This window comes from Sphaerisporangium fuscum, assembly GCF_018531465.1.
Classification (GTDB): Bacteria; Actinomycetota; Actinomycetes; order Streptosporangiales; family Streptosporangiaceae; genus Sphaerisporangium; species Sphaerisporangium fuscum.
In genome coordinates, this window is the sequence record NZ_JAHDTF010000022.1 from 132,842 (window position 1) to 149,609 (window position 16,768).

At 72.7% G+C, this 16,768-nt stretch carries 13 protein-coding genes; 5 read left to right on the top strand and 8 right to left on the bottom strand.

All coding sequences use genetic code 11. From position 1 onward, the window contains the following. Positions 1-203: 203 nt before the first annotated feature. Genes KIK05_RS27250 through KIK05_RS27275 form a run of 6 tightly spaced genes read right to left on the bottom strand, consistent with a single transcriptional unit; the run spans position 204 to position 8,118 of the window. Positions 204-2,243 carry a bifunctional aldolase/short-chain dehydrogenase gene (locus KIK05_RS27250; protein ID WP_214413697.1) on the bottom strand — a complete coding sequence of 680 codons (2,040 nt, stop codon included), beginning with the start codon at positions 2,241-2,243 and terminating at the stop codon, positions 204-206. Then, the gene (rhaI, locus tag KIK05_RS27255; protein ID WP_214413698.1) at positions 2,240-3,394 is read right to left on the bottom strand and encodes an L-rhamnose isomerase; all 1,155 of its coding nucleotides are present in this window, start codon (positions 3,392-3,394) and stop codon (positions 2,240-2,242) included. Before rhaI ends, KIK05_RS27250 begins: the two co-directional genes overlap by 4 nt. A gap of 30 nt (positions 3,395-3,424) precedes the next feature. Next, positions 3,425-4,513 (bottom strand): rhamnose ABC transporter substrate-binding protein, encoded by a 1,089-nt coding sequence (gene rhaS / locus KIK05_RS27260; RefSeq protein ID WP_214413699.1) that lies wholly within the window; start codon positions 4,511-4,513, stop codon positions 3,425-3,427. Further along, positions 4,513-5,574, bottom strand: a complete 1,062-nt coding sequence (locus tag KIK05_RS27265; RefSeq protein ID WP_214413700.1) for an ABC transporter permease — start codon at positions 5,572-5,574, stop codon at positions 4,513-4,515. The genes rhaS and KIK05_RS27265 overlap by 1 nt, the downstream gene beginning before the upstream one ends. Further along, positions 5,564-6,592, bottom strand: coding sequence for an ABC transporter permease (locus KIK05_RS27270; protein ID WP_214413701.1), 1,029 nt, complete (start codon positions 6,590-6,592; stop codon positions 5,564-5,566). Before KIK05_RS27270 ends, KIK05_RS27265 begins: the two co-directional genes overlap by 11 nt. Next, the gene (locus KIK05_RS27275; protein WP_214413702.1) at positions 6,589-8,118 is read right to left on the bottom strand and encodes a sugar ABC transporter ATP-binding protein; all 1,530 of its coding nucleotides are present in this window, start codon (positions 8,116-8,118) and stop codon (positions 6,589-6,591) included. Before KIK05_RS27275 ends, KIK05_RS27270 begins: the two co-directional genes overlap by 4 nt. A gap of 247 nt (positions 8,119-8,365) precedes the next feature. Between KIK05_RS27275 and KIK05_RS27280 the strand changes: the two genes are divergently transcribed. The 3 genes from KIK05_RS27280 (at position 8,366) to hypF (ending at position 13,184) form a co-directional block, all read left to right on the top strand. After that, entirely contained in the window at positions 8,366-9,379 is a 1,014-nt protein-coding gene (locus KIK05_RS27280; protein WP_214413703.1) for a LacI family DNA-binding transcriptional regulator, read from the top strand. A 61-nt stretch (positions 9,380-9,440) separates the two neighbouring features. Then, positions 9,441-10,868, top strand: a complete 1,428-nt coding sequence (locus KIK05_RS27285) for a rhamnulokinase (protein ID WP_250563557.1) — start codon at positions 9,441-9,443, stop codon at positions 10,866-10,868. A 24-nt stretch (positions 10,869-10,892) separates the two neighbouring features. Continuing rightward, positions 10,893-13,184, top strand: coding sequence for a carbamoyltransferase HypF (hypF, locus tag KIK05_RS27290; protein ID WP_214413705.1), 2,292 nt, complete (start codon positions 10,893-10,895; stop codon positions 13,182-13,184). 14 nt (positions 13,185-13,198) lie between these two features. On the opposite strand, the gene KIK05_RS27295 is transcribed toward hypF, so the two are convergent. Then, positions 13,199-13,906 carry a lysophospholipid acyltransferase family protein gene (locus KIK05_RS27295; protein ID WP_214413706.1) on the bottom strand — a complete coding sequence of 236 codons (708 nt, stop codon included), beginning with the start codon at positions 13,904-13,906 and terminating at the stop codon, positions 13,199-13,201. 192 nt (positions 13,907-14,098) lie between these two features. On the opposite strand from KIK05_RS27295, the gene KIK05_RS27300 reads away from it, so the two are divergent. Both KIK05_RS27300 and KIK05_RS27305 read left to right on the top strand, forming a co-directional pair. Next, positions 14,099-14,860, top strand: coding sequence for an alpha/beta hydrolase (locus tag KIK05_RS27300; protein ID WP_214413707.1), 762 nt, complete (start codon positions 14,099-14,101; stop codon positions 14,858-14,860). A gap of 131 nt (positions 14,861-14,991) precedes the next feature. After that, a complete protein-coding gene (locus KIK05_RS27305; RefSeq protein WP_214413708.1) occupies positions 14,992-15,444 on the top strand; it encodes a hypothetical protein in 453 nt (150 codons plus the stop codon). A gap of 65 nt (positions 15,445-15,509) precedes the next feature. Here the strand turns inward: KIK05_RS27305 and KIK05_RS27310 are convergent, their stop codons facing one another. Beyond that, the gene (locus tag KIK05_RS27310; RefSeq protein ID WP_214413709.1) at positions 15,510-16,760 is read right to left on the bottom strand and encodes a beta propeller repeat protein; all 1,251 of its coding nucleotides are present in this window, start codon (positions 16,758-16,760) and stop codon (positions 15,510-15,512) included. Positions 16,761-16,768 lie beyond the last annotated feature (8 nt).

The window sequence follows — 16,768 nt, forward strand, 5'->3', positions numbered from 1 at the left end:
CTCGATCACGGACACGACATCCAGAAATCACCCGTTGGTGGATGACTTCCCTGCAGGCGGTTTAAACAAGCGCATACTTCCATAAGTGGCCATTCGACAGGGCCGCTGAGCTCAGCGGGGCCCCCGCCGCCCGGCCCTCGCCCCACGGCGAAGCGACCGGCCGGGCGCCCCCTGGCACCCGGCCGGCCTCGATGTGGGACCGGTCAGCGCAGGAAGGCCGCCGCCACGCCCGCGTCGACCGGGACGTGCAGGCCGGTGGTCAGCGAGAGGTCTCCACCGGTGAGCGCGAAGACCGCCGCCGCGACGTGCTCGGGCAGCACCTCGCGCCTGAGCAGCGTGCGCCCGGCGTAGAACTCGCCGAGCCTCTCCTCCGGCACGCCGTACACCGCCGCCCGGTTGGCACCCCAGCCGGAGGCGAAGATGCCGGACCCGCGCACCACGCCGTCGGGGTTGACGCCGTTGACGCGGATGCCGTGCTCGCCGAGCTCGGCGGCCAGCAGGCGCACCTGGTGGGCCTGGTCGGCCTTGGCGGCACCGTAGGCGACGTTGTCCCGCCCGGCGAAGACGGCGTTCTTGGAGGAGATGTAGACCAGGTCGCCCCCCATGGCCTGGCCGATCATCACCCGGGCGGCCTCCCGGGAGACGAGGAACGAGCCGCGGGCCATCACGTCGTGCTGGAGGTCCCAGTCGGCGGCGGTGGTCTCGAGCAGCGGACGCGACAGCGACAGCCCGGCGTTGTTGACCACCAGGTCGACCCCGCCGAAGGCGAGGACGGCCCGGCGCAGGGCCGCGACGATCTGCTCCTCGGAGGTCACGTCGACCTCGACGGCGACCGCGACGTCCGCCGGTCCGATCTCGGCGGCGACCTTCTCTGCAGCGCCCAGGTCACGGTCGGCGACCACTACGCACGCCCCCTCGGCGGCGAGCCTGCGGGCGGTGGCCGCACCGATGCCCGAACCCCCGCCGGTCACGAACGCCACCCGCGTGGCCAGCGGCCTGGGCTCCGGCAGGCGCCGCAGCTTGGCCTCCTCCAGCTCCCAGTACTCGATGCGGAACTTCTCCGACTCCTCGATGGGCCGGTAGCGGGACAGCGCCTCCGCGCCGCGCATGACGTTGATCGCGTTTACGTAGAACTCCCCCGCCACCCGTGCGGTCTGCTTGTCCTTGCCGAAGCTGAACATGCCGACGCCGGGGACCAGCACGATCGCCGGGTCGGCGCCGCGCATGGCGGGCGAGCCGGGGACGGCGTGCCGCTCGTAGTAGGCGCGGTAGTCGTCGCGGTAGGCGGCGTGCAGCTCGCGCAGCCGGGCGACGACGTCCTCCAGCGGGGCGTCCGGCGGCAGGTCGACCACCAGCGGCGCCACCTTGGTCCGCAGGAAGTGGTCGGGGCAGGAGGTGCCGAGCGCGGCCAGTCGGGGGTGCTCGGCCCGGGAGAGGAAGTCGAGCACCTCGGGGGTGGCGGTGTGGTGGCCGACCTGGCGGGCGTCGGTGGAGCACAGGCCCCTGATCAGCGGGAACAGCGCCGCGGCCCGCTCGGCGCGCTCGGCCTCGGGCAGCGGCGGGTGGACGACCGGCCCGAACGGCTCGTCCCGGCCGTGCTCGGCGATGTACCGCTCCGCGGTGCGGATGATCTCCAGGGAGCGGGCCCCGCACTCCTCGCTCGTCTCGCCCCAGGCGGTGATGCCGTGGCCGCCGAGGACGACGCCGATCGCCTGGGGGTCGGCGTCCTTCAGCGCGGCGATGTCGAGGCCGAGCTGGAACCCCGGACGCCGCCACGGCACCCACAGCACGCGGCCGCCGAAGATCTCACGGGTCAGCGCCTCGCCGTCCTCGGCCGTCGCCAGGGCGATGCCGGCGTCGGGGTGCAGGTGGTCGACATGGGCGGCGGCGACCAGGCCGTGCATGGCCGTGTCGATGGACGGCGCGGCCCCTCCTCTGCCGAAGGCGCAGTGGTCGAACGCGGCGACCATCTCGTCCTCCCGCTCGACACCGGGGTAGACGCGGGTCAGGGACCGCAGCCGGTCGAGCCTGAGGACGGCGAGGCCGACCTCGGTCAGGGTGCCGAGGTCGCCGCCGGACCCCTTCACCCACATCAGCTCGACGTCGCCGCCGGTCACCGGGTCGGTGGCCACGCCCTTGGCCGAGGCGTTGCCCCCGGCGTAGTTGGTGTTGCGCGGGTCGGCGCCGAGCGCGCGCGCCCTGCGCAGCAGCTCCTCGACCACCTGCCGGTCCGTCATGCTCATGCCCCCCATCCCGCCTGGGTCCCGCCCACGCGCTCGTCGACGATCTTCTCGGCGTACCCCGACCGGCGGTAGGCGGCCATCGGGTCGGCGTCGAGCCCCGACTCCTCGCGCAGTTCGGCGAGCAGCGGCCGCACGTCGGTGTCGTAGGCGTCCATGAACACGGCGTTGGCGCCGAGCACGTCGCCGTCCGCCTGTGCCCTCGCCAGCGCGTCGCGGTCCACCAGCAGCGCCTTGGCCGTGGCCTCCTGGACGTTCATCACCGACCGGATCTGGCCGGGGATCTTGGGCTCGATGTTGTGGCACTGGTCGAGCATGAACGCCACGTCGTCGGTGTAGCCGCCGCCCCGGATCACCTCGTACATGATCCGGAACAGCTGGAACGGATCGGCCGCGCCCACCATCAGGTCGTCGTCGGCGTAGAAGCGGGAGTTGAAGTCGAACCCGCCGAGCTTCCCCTCGCGCAGCAGGAACGCCACGATGAACTCGATGTTGGTGCCCGGCGCGTGGTGGCCGGTGTCGACGACGACCCGGGCCTTGGGGCCGAGCCTGAGGCAGTGGGCGTAGGCGGCGCCCCAGTCGGGCAGGTCGGTCATGTAGAAGGCGGGCTCGAACAGCTTGTACTCCAGCAGGAACCGCTGCCCCTCCCCCAGCCGGTCGTACACCGCGGCCAGGGCCTCGGCCAGGCGGTCCTGGCGAGCCCGGATGTCGTCCTGGCCGGGGTAGTTGGTGCCGTCGGAGAACCACAGCTTGAGCGTGCCGGACCCGGTGAGGTCCATGATGTCGACGCATTCGAGCAGGTGGTCCAGCGCCTTGCGGCGCACCCCCGCGTCGGGGTTGGTGACGCTGCCCAGCCTGTAGTCGTCGTCCTGGAAGACGTTGGTGTTGATCGCGCCGACGGCGACGCCGAGGTCGCGGGCGTGGGCGGCCAGGGCGACGTAGTCGTCCACCTTGTCCCAGGGGATGTGCAGGGCGACCGTCGGGGCGACGCCGGTGAAGCGGTGCACCTGGGCGGCGTCGGCCAGCTTCTCGTACGGGTCCCGCGGCACGCCCCGCTGGGCGAAGACCTTGAAGCGCGTGCCGGAGTTGCCGTACGCCCAGGAGGGCGTCTCGATGCGCTGGCGGCGCAGTGCCGCCTTGATGTCGGATGTCATGCGTCCCCGATCCGGTGTCGAGATGTCGGTCTAGAAGTCGAACTGGTCGATGTTCGAGGCCTCGAAGGTGAAGGGCGGGCCGAGGATGATCTCGCCGTCCTCGCCGATGGTCTTCTCACCGAGCCTGCCCGCCGTGAAGGTCTCGCCCTCGGCGCCGGTGATCCGGCCGGAGGAGAGCGCGGCGGCGGCGTAGGCGGCGAGGTAGCCGAGGTCCTTGGGGTTCCACAGGGCGAACTTCCGCACCGTGCCGTCCTTGACGAACTGGCGCATCTGGTTGGGGGTGCCGAGGCCGGTCAGCACGACCCTGCCCTTGTACTTGGAGCCGGAGATGTAGCGGGCGGCGGCCGAGATGCCCACGGTGGTCGGGGAGATGATGCCCTTGAGGTCCGGGTAGGCCTGCAGCAGGCCCTGGGTCTGCTGGAAGGACTTCTGGTCGTCGTCGTCGCCGTAGGCGACCTTGACGAGCTTCATGTCCTTGTACTCGGGCTTGGTCAGCTCGTCCTTCATGAAGCCGATCCAGGTGTTCTGGTTGGTGGCGTTCGCGGTGGCCGAGAGGATGGCGATGTCACCCTTGTGGCCGATCAGGTCGGCCAGCAGCTTCACCTGGCTGCGGCCGACCTCCTCGGAGGCGGCCTGGTTGATGAACAGGTCGCGGCAGTCCTTGGCGGCGTCGGAGTCGTAGGCCACGATCTTGATGCCCTTGCCCATCGCCTGCTTGAGCGGCCCGCACACCGCGTTGGCGTCGTTGGCCGAGATGAGGATGGCGTCCTGGCCCTGCTGGGTGAGGGTGTTGATGTAGGAGATCTGCGACGACGCCGACGCGTCGGACGGGCCGACCTCCTTGGCCGTGCCCGCGAACTCCTTGGCCGCCTCGATGCCGGCGTTGTCGAGGAGCGTCAGGTACGGATTGTTGATCTGCTTGGGGAGGAAGGCCAGCTTCAGCCCCTGCTTGAGGGGGGCGTTCGGGTCGGCCTTGGCGGGCGACGACGCGGCGGGCCGCGCCGGGGCCGCGGAGGCCTGGGCGGAGCCTTTCGTGGTGCCGCCGCAGGCCGCCAGGCCGAGCGCGAGCACGCTCGAGGCGAGGAACGCGGTGGCGAACCGCCATGGGGTGGGCGTCATCATCGATTTCCTTCTTCCGTGGTGGAGCGGGGGGCGGGGGAAGACGGGGCCCGGCGCCGCCGGCGCAGGACGGCCGCGAGCCGCGGCGTGAGCACCGAGACGATGAGGAGCAGGCCGGTGACGATCGACTGGATCTCGGTCGCCACGTCGTCGAGCATGAGGAGGTTGCGGAGCAGCCCGATGAGCAGCACTCCGGCGATGACGCCGCCGAGGGTGCCCTTGCCGCCGTCGAAGTCGACCCCGCCGAGCAGCACGGCCGCGATGACGGCGAGTTCGACGCCGAACCCGTTGTCGGCGCGCGCGCTGCCGTACCTCAGGGTGTAGACGACGCCGGCGAAGCCGGCCACCAGGCCGGACACCACGAAGAGCACCAGTTTGACGCGCTTGACCCGGATGCCGGCGAAGAACGCCGCCTCCTCCTGGGAGCCGATCGCGAACAGCGAGCGCCCGGTGCCGGTGGCGTGCAGGACGACGCCCGTCACGATCGCCAGCAGGACGAACAGCCCGACGGGGTACGGGACGGGCGTGCCGGGGATGTCGCCGGTGACCAGGCCGGTGTACTGCTGGGGGAACTCCGCGACGGCCCTGTCGCCGAGCACGACGTAGGCGAGGCCGCGGTAGAGCGCCATGGTGCCGATGGTGACCGCCAGCGAGGGAAGCCCCAGCCTGGTGACCAGCAGGCCGTTCACCAGTCCGCAGACCGCGCCGGCGAGCACCACCAGCGGGATGATCGTCTCGATCGCCCAGCCGGCGTCCCACAGCGCGCCGAGCAGGGCGCTCGACAGGCCGAGCACCGACGCCACCGACAGGTCGACCTCGGCGGCCACCACGAGCAGCGTCATCGCCAGGGCGATCAGCGCGATCTCGCCGAGGTCGCCGAGCGCGAACGACAGGTTGCCCGCGTCGGCGAAGCCGGGCGACCCGGCGGCCCCGGCGAGGAACACCACGACCAGCAGCGCGGTGACCAGGACGTCCCAGCGGAGGAGACGGCCGATCGGGGACCGGGCCGCAGGGGCCGGCCTCGGCGGGTTGCCGGTGGTCGTGACCAGGTCAGACGCCATGACGGACGCTCCTGTTGCGCAGCAGCCGGTCGACCCGCGACGCGAGCAGCCGGTCGACGGTGATGGCGAGCAGCAGCAGCGCGCCGGTCAGGGCCTGCTGCCAGAACGAATTCACCTTCAGCACCACCAGGGCGCTGCCGATGGTGGTCAGCAGCAGCGCGCCGAGCGCCGCGCCGTACACCGTGCCGACGCCGCCGACGATGGCGACCCCGCCGACCACGGCGGCGCTGACGACCGTCAGCTCCCAGCCGCGGGCCGGGTCGGCGACGACGGTGCCGAACCGCGCCAGCCACAGCACCCCGGCCAGGCCGGCGAGGGCGCCGCTGAAGAGGTAGGCGGCCAGGACGCGGCGCCGCACCGGCACACCGGCCAGGCGCGCCGCCTCCGGGCTGGAACCGATCGCGTAGAAGTCGCGCCCGGAGGGATAGGAACGCAGGTAGTAGCCGGTGGCCAGCATCACCGCCGCCGTGATGATCGGCAGGTACGGCACGCCGAGCACACCCTCGTTGCCCAGGCGCAGCACGGCGGCCGGGAGGTCGGCGGCGTTGATCTGCCGGCCGTGGGCGATGTAGTGGTCGAAGCCCTGGATGACGTAGAGCGTGCCGAGGGTGACGACCAGCGCCGGCACCCGGCAGAAGCTGACCAGCAGGCCGTTCAGCAGGCCGCATGCCGTGCCGACGGCGAGGCCGATGACCAGTGCGGTGACGACGCCCCGGCCTTGCGGGTCGGCGGCGAGGAACTCGCCGGTGGAGAAGGCCACCAGCCCGACCACCGACCCGACCGAGAGGTCGATGTTCCTGGTGATGACGACCGGCGACTGGCCGACGGCGAGCAGCGCCAGGATCGAGGTGTTGAGGAAGATGTCCTTGACGCCCTGGCCGGACAGGAAGCCGGGGCTGGCGACGGCGGTCACCAGCACCAGGGCGGCCAGCGCGACGACCAGGCTCAGCTCTCGGGCCCGGAACACCAGCTCGACCAGCCCCCGCGCGCCGCGCTCCCCGGCGGTGACGGCGCTCACGCGGCGGCTCCGGTGGCGGCCGACATGACGGTCTCCTCGGTGGCCCGCTCACGCGGGATCTCCGCGGCGAGCCGCCCCTCGTGCATGACGAGGACGCGGTCGGCCATGCCCAGCACCTCCGGCAGGTCGGAAGAGATCATGAGGATCGCGATGCCGCGGCCCGCCAGCTCCGACAGCAGGCGGTGCACCTCGGCCTTGGTGCCGATGTCGATGCCGCGGGTGGGCTCGTCGACGATCAGCACCGCAGGGTCGGTGGCCAGCCACTTGGCCAGTACGACCTTCTGCTGGTTGCCGCCCGACAGGACGTTCACCGCGTCGCCCAGCCGGACGAACTTCAGCCGCAGCCGCAGCGCCCAGTCGCGGGCGCGGGCGCGCTCGGCCGCCCGGGAGATCACCGGGCCGCGTCTCAGGCGGGACAGACCGGTGAGGCCGATGTTGCGCTCGATCGACATGTCCATGACCAGGCCCTGCTGGCGGCGGTCCTCGGGCACCAGGGCGAGGCCGGCCGCCATGGCGGCGGTGGGGCTGCCGGCCGTCAGGCGGCGTCCGGCGACCTCGACCCATCCGGCGTCCCAGCGGTCGACGCCGAAGATCGCGCGGGCGACCTCGCTGCGTCCCGCGCCGACCAGCCCGGCCAGGGCGACGATCTCGCCGCGCCGCACCTCGAAGGAGACGTCGGTGAACACGCCCTCGCGGGTGAGGCGGCCGACCGTGAGCGCCACCTCGCCGGGCGTGGTCTCCCGCTTGGGATAGAGGGTGTCGAGGTCGCGGCCGACCATGCGCCTGACCAGGTCGTCGGCGGTGAGGCCGGCGACGGGCTCGCTCGCCACCCAGGTGCCGTCGCGCAGGGTGGTCACGCGCCGGCACAGCTGGAAGATCTCCTCGAGGCGGTGGGAGATGAACAGCACCGCGCAGCCGTGCTCCGTGAGCGCCCTGACGACGCTGAACAGCCGGGCGACCTCGTTGCCCGACAGCGCGGCCGTCGGCTCGTCCATGATGAGGACCCGCGCCCGGCGGGACAGGGCCTTGGCGATCTCGACGAGCTGCTGGTCGGCGATCGACAGGCCGCGCGCGGGCCTGGCGGGGTCCAGGGCGACGCCGAGCCGGGTGAACAGCCCGGCGGCCTCGGCGCGCATGGCGCCGCGGTCGATGCGGCCGAACGACGCGCGCGGCTGGCGGCCCATGAAGATGTTCTCCGCCACCGACAGGTCGGGGAAGAGGGTGGGCTCCTGGTAGATCACGGCCACGCCCGCCTCCTGCGCGGCGGCGGGGCCGGTGAACTCCACGGGCCGGCCGTCGACCAGGACCTCTCCCTCGTCGGGGCGGTGCACGCCGGACAAGGTCTTGACCAGGGTGGACTTGCCCGCGCCGTTCTCGCCGGCGAGGGCGTGGGCCTCGCCGGCGAAAAGCTCGAGCGACACCCCTTTCAACGCGCGCACCGCGCCGAAGGACTTGCTGACCTGGCGCAGCGCCAGCACCGGCGTCGCGGCGCCGGCGACCGGCGCGTCGGGCTCGCCCGGATCCATCACCGTGACCCGTCCCTTCCGAGCTTGGCATCGTGAATCAAAAACGTTTTAATGACTTTGCCCGGACGCTAAGGCCGTCCCGCGACCCTGTCAATGGGAGGCGAAGCCGCTGTTTCCAGAGCGTTACCCGTGATCCTCGCGCCCGCCCGCGCCAGCGCACGACCGCCGGTTGTGCGATATTCGTACGTGGTCCGGCACGTGCGGTGCTGAGACGTTTTAATGAACGGTGACCACTGGAGGAACACCCATGAACACGGTGAGCATCAAGGAGGTAGCCGCGCAGGCCGGGGTGTCCCCCGGCACGGTCTCCAACGTGCTCAACCGTCCCCACAAGGTGGCGGCCGAGACCCGGTCCCGCGTCGAGCAGGTCATCCGCGAGCTCGGGTTCGTCCGGCACGGATCGGCCTCGACGCTGCGGGCCGGCCACAGCCGCACGATCGGGCTGTCGGTGATCGACATCGGCAACCCCTTCTTCACCGACGTCGCCGCGGGCGTGGAGGACATGGCGAGCGAGCTCGGCTACGCCGTGATCCTCGGCAACTCCTCGGGCGACCGGGTCAAAGAGGAGCGCAACCTCCACGTCTTCGCCGAGCAGCGCGTGCGGGGGCTGCTCATCACGCCCTCCGGCGAGGACCCGCGCCGGCTCGACGTCATCCGCGACCGCGGCATCAGCGTCGTGCTCGTCGACCACCCCGCCCACCGGCCCGACCAGTGTTCGGTCGCCGTCAACGACAACACCGGCGGCCGGCTGGCGGCGGGCCACCTCATCGACGGGGGCGCCACCCGGCTCGCGTACGTCACCGGTCCCCTCACCATGCGCCAGTGCGCGGAGCGCATGAGCGGCGCCGAGCAGGCCCTCGCGGCGGCCGGGCTCGACCCGGCGACCGCTCTCTCCGTCATCGAGATGCCCGCCATGAACGCCAGGGCCGGGCAGCGGGCGGCCGAGAAGCTCGCCGGCGGGGGGCGCCTGCCCGACGCCGTGTTCTGCGCCAACGACCTGCTGGCCCTCGGCCTGCTGCGCGGCCTCCTGCAGGCCGGGGTCCGGGTGCCCGACGACGTCGCGCTCATCGGCTACGACGACATCGACTTCGCGGCGGCGTCCACCGTGTCGCTCAGCTCGATCCGCCAGCCCACCTACAGGCTCGGCCGGATCGCCACCGAGCTCCTGCTAGACGAGTGCGACAACCCGGAGAGCCATGCCCACCAGCAGATCATGTTCCAGCCCGAGCTCGTCGCCCGCGAGTCCACCCGCCGCCCCTGACCGGGCCGCCGGCACCGGCACGTTCGCGGCCGTCGACCTCGGCGCGTCCAGCGGGCGGGTGATGACCGCGCGCGTCCACCCCGGCGGGGTCGAGCTGACCGAGGTCCACCGGTTCGCCAACCGGCCGGTGCGCGCCGGCGGCACCCTTCACTGGGACATCCTCGCGCTCTACCAGGGCATCCTCGACGGCCTGCGCCTGGCCGGGCCCGTCGACTCCGTCGGCGTGGACTCCTGGGCGGTCGACTACGGCCTGCTCGACTCCGCGGGGCGCCTGATCGGCAACCCGGTGCACTACCGCGACGAACGGACCGCCGGGGTGATGGAGCGCGTGAACGCCGAGGTGGGCGCCGCGGCGCTGTACGAGGTCGGCGGCCTGCAGTTCCTGCCGTTCAACACCGTCTACCAGCTCGTGGCCGACCGCGACCGGCTGGATCGGGCCGAGACCCTGCTCATGATCCCCGACCTGCTGACCTACTGGCTCACCGGGTCGGCCGGCGCCGAGGTCACCAACGCCTCGACGACCGGGCTGTACGACGTCCGCGCGGGCGACTGGGCGCGCCCGCTCATGGGCCGCCTCGGCATCCCCGAGTCGATCTTCCCCGCCCTGCGCGGCCCCGGGTCAGCCGCGGGCGTCCTGCGGCCGGACGTGGCGGCCGAGATCGGGGGCGGCACCGGCGCGAGAGACGGGGTGCCGGTGATCGCCGTCGCCTCGCACGACACCGCCTCCGCCGTCGCGGCCGTCCCCGCCACCACGCGCCGCTTCGCCTACATCTCCTCCGGCACGTGGTCGCTGGTCGGCGTCGAGCTGCCGGCCCCCGTCCTGACCGCCGGGAGCCGCGCGGCGAACTTCACCAACGAGAGCGGCGTCGACGGCACCATCCGCTTTCTCCGCAACGTCATGGGCCTGTGGATCCTGCAGGAGTGCCTGCGCGCCTGGGGCGGCCCCGACCTCGGCGCGCTGCTGGCCGCGGCGGCGCGGGCCCGGCCGTTCGTCTCGCTGGTCGACCCCGACGACCCGGCCTTCCTGCCGCCCGGCGACATGCCGGGGCGGATCGCCGCGTACTGCGAGCGCACCGGCCAGCCGGTGCCGGCGGGGCCGCCCGAGGTCGTCCGGTGCGTCCTCGAGAGCCTCGCCCTCGCCTACCGGCGCGCGGTGCGCGACGCCGTACGCCTGAGCGGCCACGACGTCGACGTCGTGCACGTCGTCGGCGGCGGCGCGCGCAACGAACTGCTGTGCAGGATGACCGCCGACGCGACCGGCCTGCCCGTGCTGGCCGGCCCGGTGGAGGCCACCGCCCTCGGCAACGCCCTGGTGCAGGCCCGCGCCCACGGGCTGGTCACCGACATCCGCGAGCTCGTACGCCGCGCCGAGCCGATCACCGGCTACGAGCCGGGCGGCGGCGCGTCCGCCTGGTCCACGGCCGCCGACCGGCTGGACGGTTTCCGAAGCCGCAGGTCAGAGGACCGCGCGTCGTCGTTGCGCGGGTAGGGCGGCCGACCCGAGACTGATCATGTGAGGGGTCGGGTCCGGGCGGAGATTCGGGTCGACGGCGTGGTGCAGGGCGTGGGGTTCCGGCCGTTCGTGCACCGGCTGGCGACGCGCCTCGGGCTGTGCGGGCTGGTGGGCAACGACGAGCGCGGGGTGCTCATCGAGGTCGAGGGCCTGCCGCTCACCGTCGCGGAGTTCGTCGAGGCCCTACGGCACCGGCCGCCGCCGCTGGCGATCGTCCACCGGGTCACCGCGCGCCGGATCCCGCCGGTCGGCGAGACGGGTTTCCGGATCTCGCCGAGCACCGGCGCCGGGCGGGGCCGCGCCCTGATCTCCCCCGACGTGGCCACCTGCGCCGACTGCCTGCGGGAGCTCTGGGATCCGGCCGACCGCAGGTACGGCTACGCGTTCATCAACTGCACCGCCTGCGGGCCGCGCTTCACGATCGTGCGGGCCTCCCCCTACGACCGGGCGGCGACGACCATGGCGGCGTTCGAGATGTGCGTGGCGTGCGCGGCGGAGTACCACGACCCGGCGAGCAGGCGCTTCCACGCGCAGCCGGTGTGCTGCCCCGACTGCGGGCCCCGGCTGCGGCTGGTCGGCGGCTCGCAGCGGGAGATCTCCGGGAACCCGCTGGAGGGCGCCGCCAGGGTCCTGGCGCGGGGCGGGGTGCTCGCCGTGAAAGGCGTCGGCGGGTACCACCTCGCGGTGCGGGCCGACCTGGAGGCGGCGGTGGCGGCGCTGCGGGGCAGGAAGCACCGTGAGGACAGGCCGTTCGCGGTCATGGTGGCGGACGTCACGGCGGCGCGCCTGCTGTGCCGGGTCGGCGCCGAGGCCGAACGGCTGCTCGGTGGCCGGCGGCGGCCCATCGTCCTGCTGCCCCGCCGCCCGGACGCCGGCGTCGCCCCCTCGGTGGCGCCGGGCGCCCGCACGCTGGGGATCATGCTGCCGTACTCCCCCGTCCACCACCTGCTGCTGCGCCGGGTCCCGCAGCCCATCGTGCTCACCAGCGGGAACGTGTCCGACGAGCCCATCGCCTACCGGGACGAGGACGCCCTCGCGCGGCTCGGGCACGTCGCCGACGCCTTCCTGACCCACGACCGGCCGATCCACACGCGCACCGACGACTCGGTGGTGCGCGTGTTCCGGCGACGGGAGCTGCCGATCAGGCGCTCCCGAGGGTACGTACCGCAGCCGCTGCCGCTGGTGCGGGAGGCCCTGCGGCCGGTGCTCGGCTGCGGAGCCGAGCTCAAGCACACCTTCTGCCTGGCGCACGGCCTTCGGGCGTTCGTGTCCCACCATGTCGGCGACCTGGAGAACCACGAGACCCTGCGGTCGTTCGTGGAGGGCGTGGCGCACTTCCAGCGGCTGTTCGGCGTCCGCGCCGAGGTGGTGGCCCACGATCTGCACCCGGAGTACCTGTCGACGAAGTACGCGCTGGGACGGGAGGGCGTCAGCCTGGTGGGCGTCCAGCATCACCACGCGCACATCGCCTCGTGTCTGGCGGACAACGGAGCGGCCGGGCCGGTGATCGGGGTGGCGTTCGACGGGCTGGGGTACGGGCCGGACGGCACGCTGTGGGGCGGGGAGTTCCTCGTGGCCGACCTGGCCGGCTTCGAGCGCGCCGGGCATCTCGCGCCGGTGCCGATGCCCGGCGGGGCGGCGGCGGTGCGGCAGCCGTGGCGGATGGCCGCCTCCTACCTCGCCGCCGGACCGCACGCGCGGGGGCTGGGCGTGCGGGAGCGCAACGCCGCCCAGTGGGACGCCGTGGCCGCCATGGCGGCGCGCGGGGTGAACGCCCCGCTCACCTCCAGCGTAGGGCGCCTCTTCGACGCGGTGTCCTCCCTGGTGACCGGGCGCGACAGGGTGACCTACGAGGGGCAGGCGGCGGTCGAACTGGAGCAGATCGCCGCGGCCGGGGAGCGGGGGGCGTACCCGAGCCGGCTGCTGGACCGGCCGGACGGGACGTTCGTCGCGAGCGGCCTCGACCTGGTCGAGGCGGTGCTGGAGGACCTTGGCGGGAGTGCCGAGGCGCCCGTGGTCGCGGCGCGCTTCCACAACGGTGTGGCCCGGCTCGTCGCGGACGGCTGCGGGCGGGTGCGGGAACGGACGGGGCTCGGCACGGTGGCCCTGTCCGGCGGGGTGTTCCAGAACGTGTTCCTGCTGGAGCGCGCGACGACGCTCCTGGAGGAGCGGGGCTTCACGGTGCTCCTGCACTCCCACGTCCCCCCCAACGACGCGGGCATCAGCCTGGGCCAGGCCGCCGTGGCCGCCGCCCGCACCGGCCCGGGGGATCGCGGGACCGCCGCGCCGTGAGCGGCGCCGGCGGGTCAGGCGGACTTGGCGGCGTTCCTGGCGGCGCGGGCCATCTCCACCTTCGCGCTGGCGGCGTACTTGTCGACGTACTCCTGGCCGGAGAGCTCCATCAGGGCGTACATGATCTCGTCGGTGACGGCGCGGAGGACGAGACGGTCGTCTTCCATGCCGTAGTAGCGCGAGAAGTCGAGCGGCTTGCCGAACCTGACGCCGGGGCGGATGCCGAGCTTGGGGAAGACGCGGCCCGGAGGCATCATCTCGAAGGTGTTGACCATGGCCCACGGGATCACCGGCGCCCGGGACTCCAGGGCGAGGCGGGCGACGCCCGTCTTGCCCTTGTAGAGGCGGCCGTCGGGGGTGCGGGTGCCTTCGGGGTAGATGCCGAGGATGTCGCCCTGGCGCAGAATGCGCAGCCCGGTGCGCAGCGCGGCCTCGCTGGCCTTGCCGCCGGAGCGGTCGATCGGCACCGTGCCGACCCCGGTGAAGAAGGCACGGCTGAGCAGGCCCTTGATGCCGCGCCCGGTGAAGTATTCGGCCTTGCCCAGGGTGATGACCTTGCGGGGCAGGTGCAGCGGCCCGAAGAAGTGGTCGGCGAACGACAGGTGGTTGCCGGCCAGGATCGCGGGCCCCTCCCTCGGGACGTTCTCGGTGCCCTCGGCCCAGGGACGGAACACCAGATGGAGGAACGGACCCAGAATGGCCTTCACCACCCAGTAGAACACGCGGGGCACCTCTTCTCTTGGCTTCTACCGGCGTTCACGGCCGTGTAACCGGCGTGGCGTCATTTTCGCATGCCCGGCGCACCGGACCTACACCTCACCGGCGGCGGGACGCGACACCGGCCTCCGGTATCTCGCGGTACGGCCCCGAACGTGCGACGATCAGGCGGAGCCGCATCAGGAGAGGAACCCATCATGCCGCTCATGCCCGGCGCCGAGCCGTTCCACCATGAGGGTGGTCAGGTCGGGGTCCTGCTCTGCCACGGGTTCACCGGGTCGCCGCAGTCGCTGCGCCCCTGGGCCAAGCATCTCGCGGCGGCGGGCCTGACCGTGTCACTGCCCCGGCTGCCCGGTCACGGCACCACCTGGCAGGAGATGAACCGCACCCGATGGGAGGACTGGTACGCCGAGCTCGAGAGGGAGTTCGAGGGCCTGCGCACCCGGTGCGCGGAGGTCTTCGTCATGGGCCTGTCGCTCGGGGGGTGCATGGCGCTGCGGCTGGCCGAGGTCCACGGGCGGGATGTGCGGGGCGTGGTGGTGGTGAACCCGTCCATCGTCAACGACGTGCCGCTGCTCGCGCTGGCACCGGTCCTGAAGTTCTTCGTGTCATCGGTCCCGGGCGTCGCGGGCGACATCAAGCGCGAGGACGCGACCGAGCTGGGCTACACCCGCACCCCCATCAGGGCGGCGGCCACCCTGCCGACGCTGTGGTCGCTGGTGCAGTCGGAGCTGCACCTCATCACCCAGCCGGTGCTCGTCTACCACAGCCCGGAGGACCACGTGGTCAAACCCGCGAGCGTCGAGCTGCTCCAGAAGGTGATGGGCGACAATCTGACCGTGCGTCAGTGCCTCGACAGCTACCACGTCGCGACCCTCGACAACGATGCGCCGCGCATTTTCGAGGGGAGCCTCGACTTCATCAAGACCCACGCGTCGGTACCCTTGCAGAGAGACTGATCCGACCTCGGCGGCGAGCCGTGCGCGAGGCGGCGACGCAACGTGCCGGCCGGCGACCGAGCGAAGCGACCACGATCATCAGCAGCCGCCCCGCGAGCGGGACACGAGCATTGGACGAATCGAAGTGACCGGTGACGCCGCAGAGCGATGAGGACGAGGTCTGGCGTCAGATCGTCGCCTCCTTCAACGAGACCGCCGATCCCACCGCGGCAGGTCAGCCATGGCCGGACCGCGAGAACGTCTCCCCCGACGACGCCTACCAGGCGGTGAAGGCGGAGACCTCAGCGGAGATCCGCAAGGAAGAGACCGCCGTCGCCTCCGGCGAGGAGGACGACGACGATCACTATGTCCCCCCTCCCCCGCCGCCGCTGCCCAAGATGGACCCCGGCACCAAGATCGCATGGCTGGCGTTGTTCGGCGGCCCCGCCTACCTCCTGCTCGCCGCGCTGCTGTCCTGGCCCATGGACGGCTGGATCGTGTTCGCCGCCATCGCGGCGTTCATCGGGGGCTTCGTCGCGCTGATCGTCCGCATGGGCGACGGCCCGCCGCCCGACTCCGGGTGGGACGACGGCGCGGTCATCTGACCGCCCGCGACCCGGCCTCAGGTGATCTGAGCCCTGACGCCCCGGGCCTCAGGTCACCCGGCCGCTCACGAGGGGGCGTCGGTGGGGGTGCCGGCCCCGGAGCCGGGGGCCCCGCCGAGACCCGGGGCGGAGGTGGGGCGGAGCGAGGGAGCCGGCGCGGCCTCGCTCTTGGCGCCGCCGCCCTGCTGGAAGCGCTCGACCACGTCGGTGTAACGGTCGCCGGCGTCGACCACGTGCCCCACGGCCAAGGTGAGGTCGCCGACGTGGGTGACCGCCTGCAGCCGCATCGTGCGCGGCCGGGCGGCGGGCTCACCGCGCACCACGTGCCACGCCGGCCCGCTTCCCTTCAGCAGGAACGCCTGCCCGGGGTGGTCGGGGTCGAAGCCCGACACCCAGAAGTGCCCCTTGCCGTCGCCGGTGACGCCGTACAGCTCGGCGTACTCCTGCGGGACGGACGCCTGGCTCCAGCGCTTGCCGTTCCAGGTGAGGATCAGCGGCGTGATCTTCTTCCCGTCGTGGTAGACGCCCCCCACGGCGACGGCCTTCTTCGGCCCGTCGATGTAGACGTCGCGCAGGAAGCCGCCCTCGACGGACGGCACGGTGGCGGGCTTCCAGGTGGTGCCGGACAACTTCATGATCACCGGCCGGCCGCCGTCGTCGCCGACCGCCCAGCCGTCGCCCTTCTGCGTCACCGCCACGCCGTACAGGGTGCCCCTGATCTTGCCCTCCTGGGCGGTCCAGCCCTTGGAGGTGCCGGTGGCGATGAGCGTCTTCTTGCCGCGGCTGCCGACCGCGACCACCCGGCCCGGGACGGCCGCGACGGCGCCCAGCCAGTCGCCGGAGGCGAACTGCGGCACGCCGACCCGGTCGAACACCGATCCGTCGCCGCGCACGACGTAGGGCAGGCCGTCGTGGCCCTCGCCGACCGCCCAGATCTCGCCGGGCGAGGCGGCGGCCACCGACCGCAGGTGCCCGGCGCTGGAGACGTCGTTGCGGATACCGATCTCGGTCCAGGCCGTGCCGTCCCAGTGGGTGATCACGCCGCGGTTCTGCCAGGCCTCCCAGACGTCCTCCTGGCCGACCGCCCAGATGTTGGTCTTGGTCAGCCCCACGACGTCGGACAGGGAGCCGTCGGTCGCCAGCCGCGCGGTCGCCGACTCCTGGAGCAGCGCCACCGGGCCGCGATCGGCGGCACGCGGATGCGAGGGGTCGGCATGGGCGTGCGCTGAGGGTGTGGCGCGAAGGAGGGCACCGGTCAGCACACCGGTCAGCAGCACGCACAACGACAACGCACGCCGCGACTGGCGGCGGGACATGACCAAAT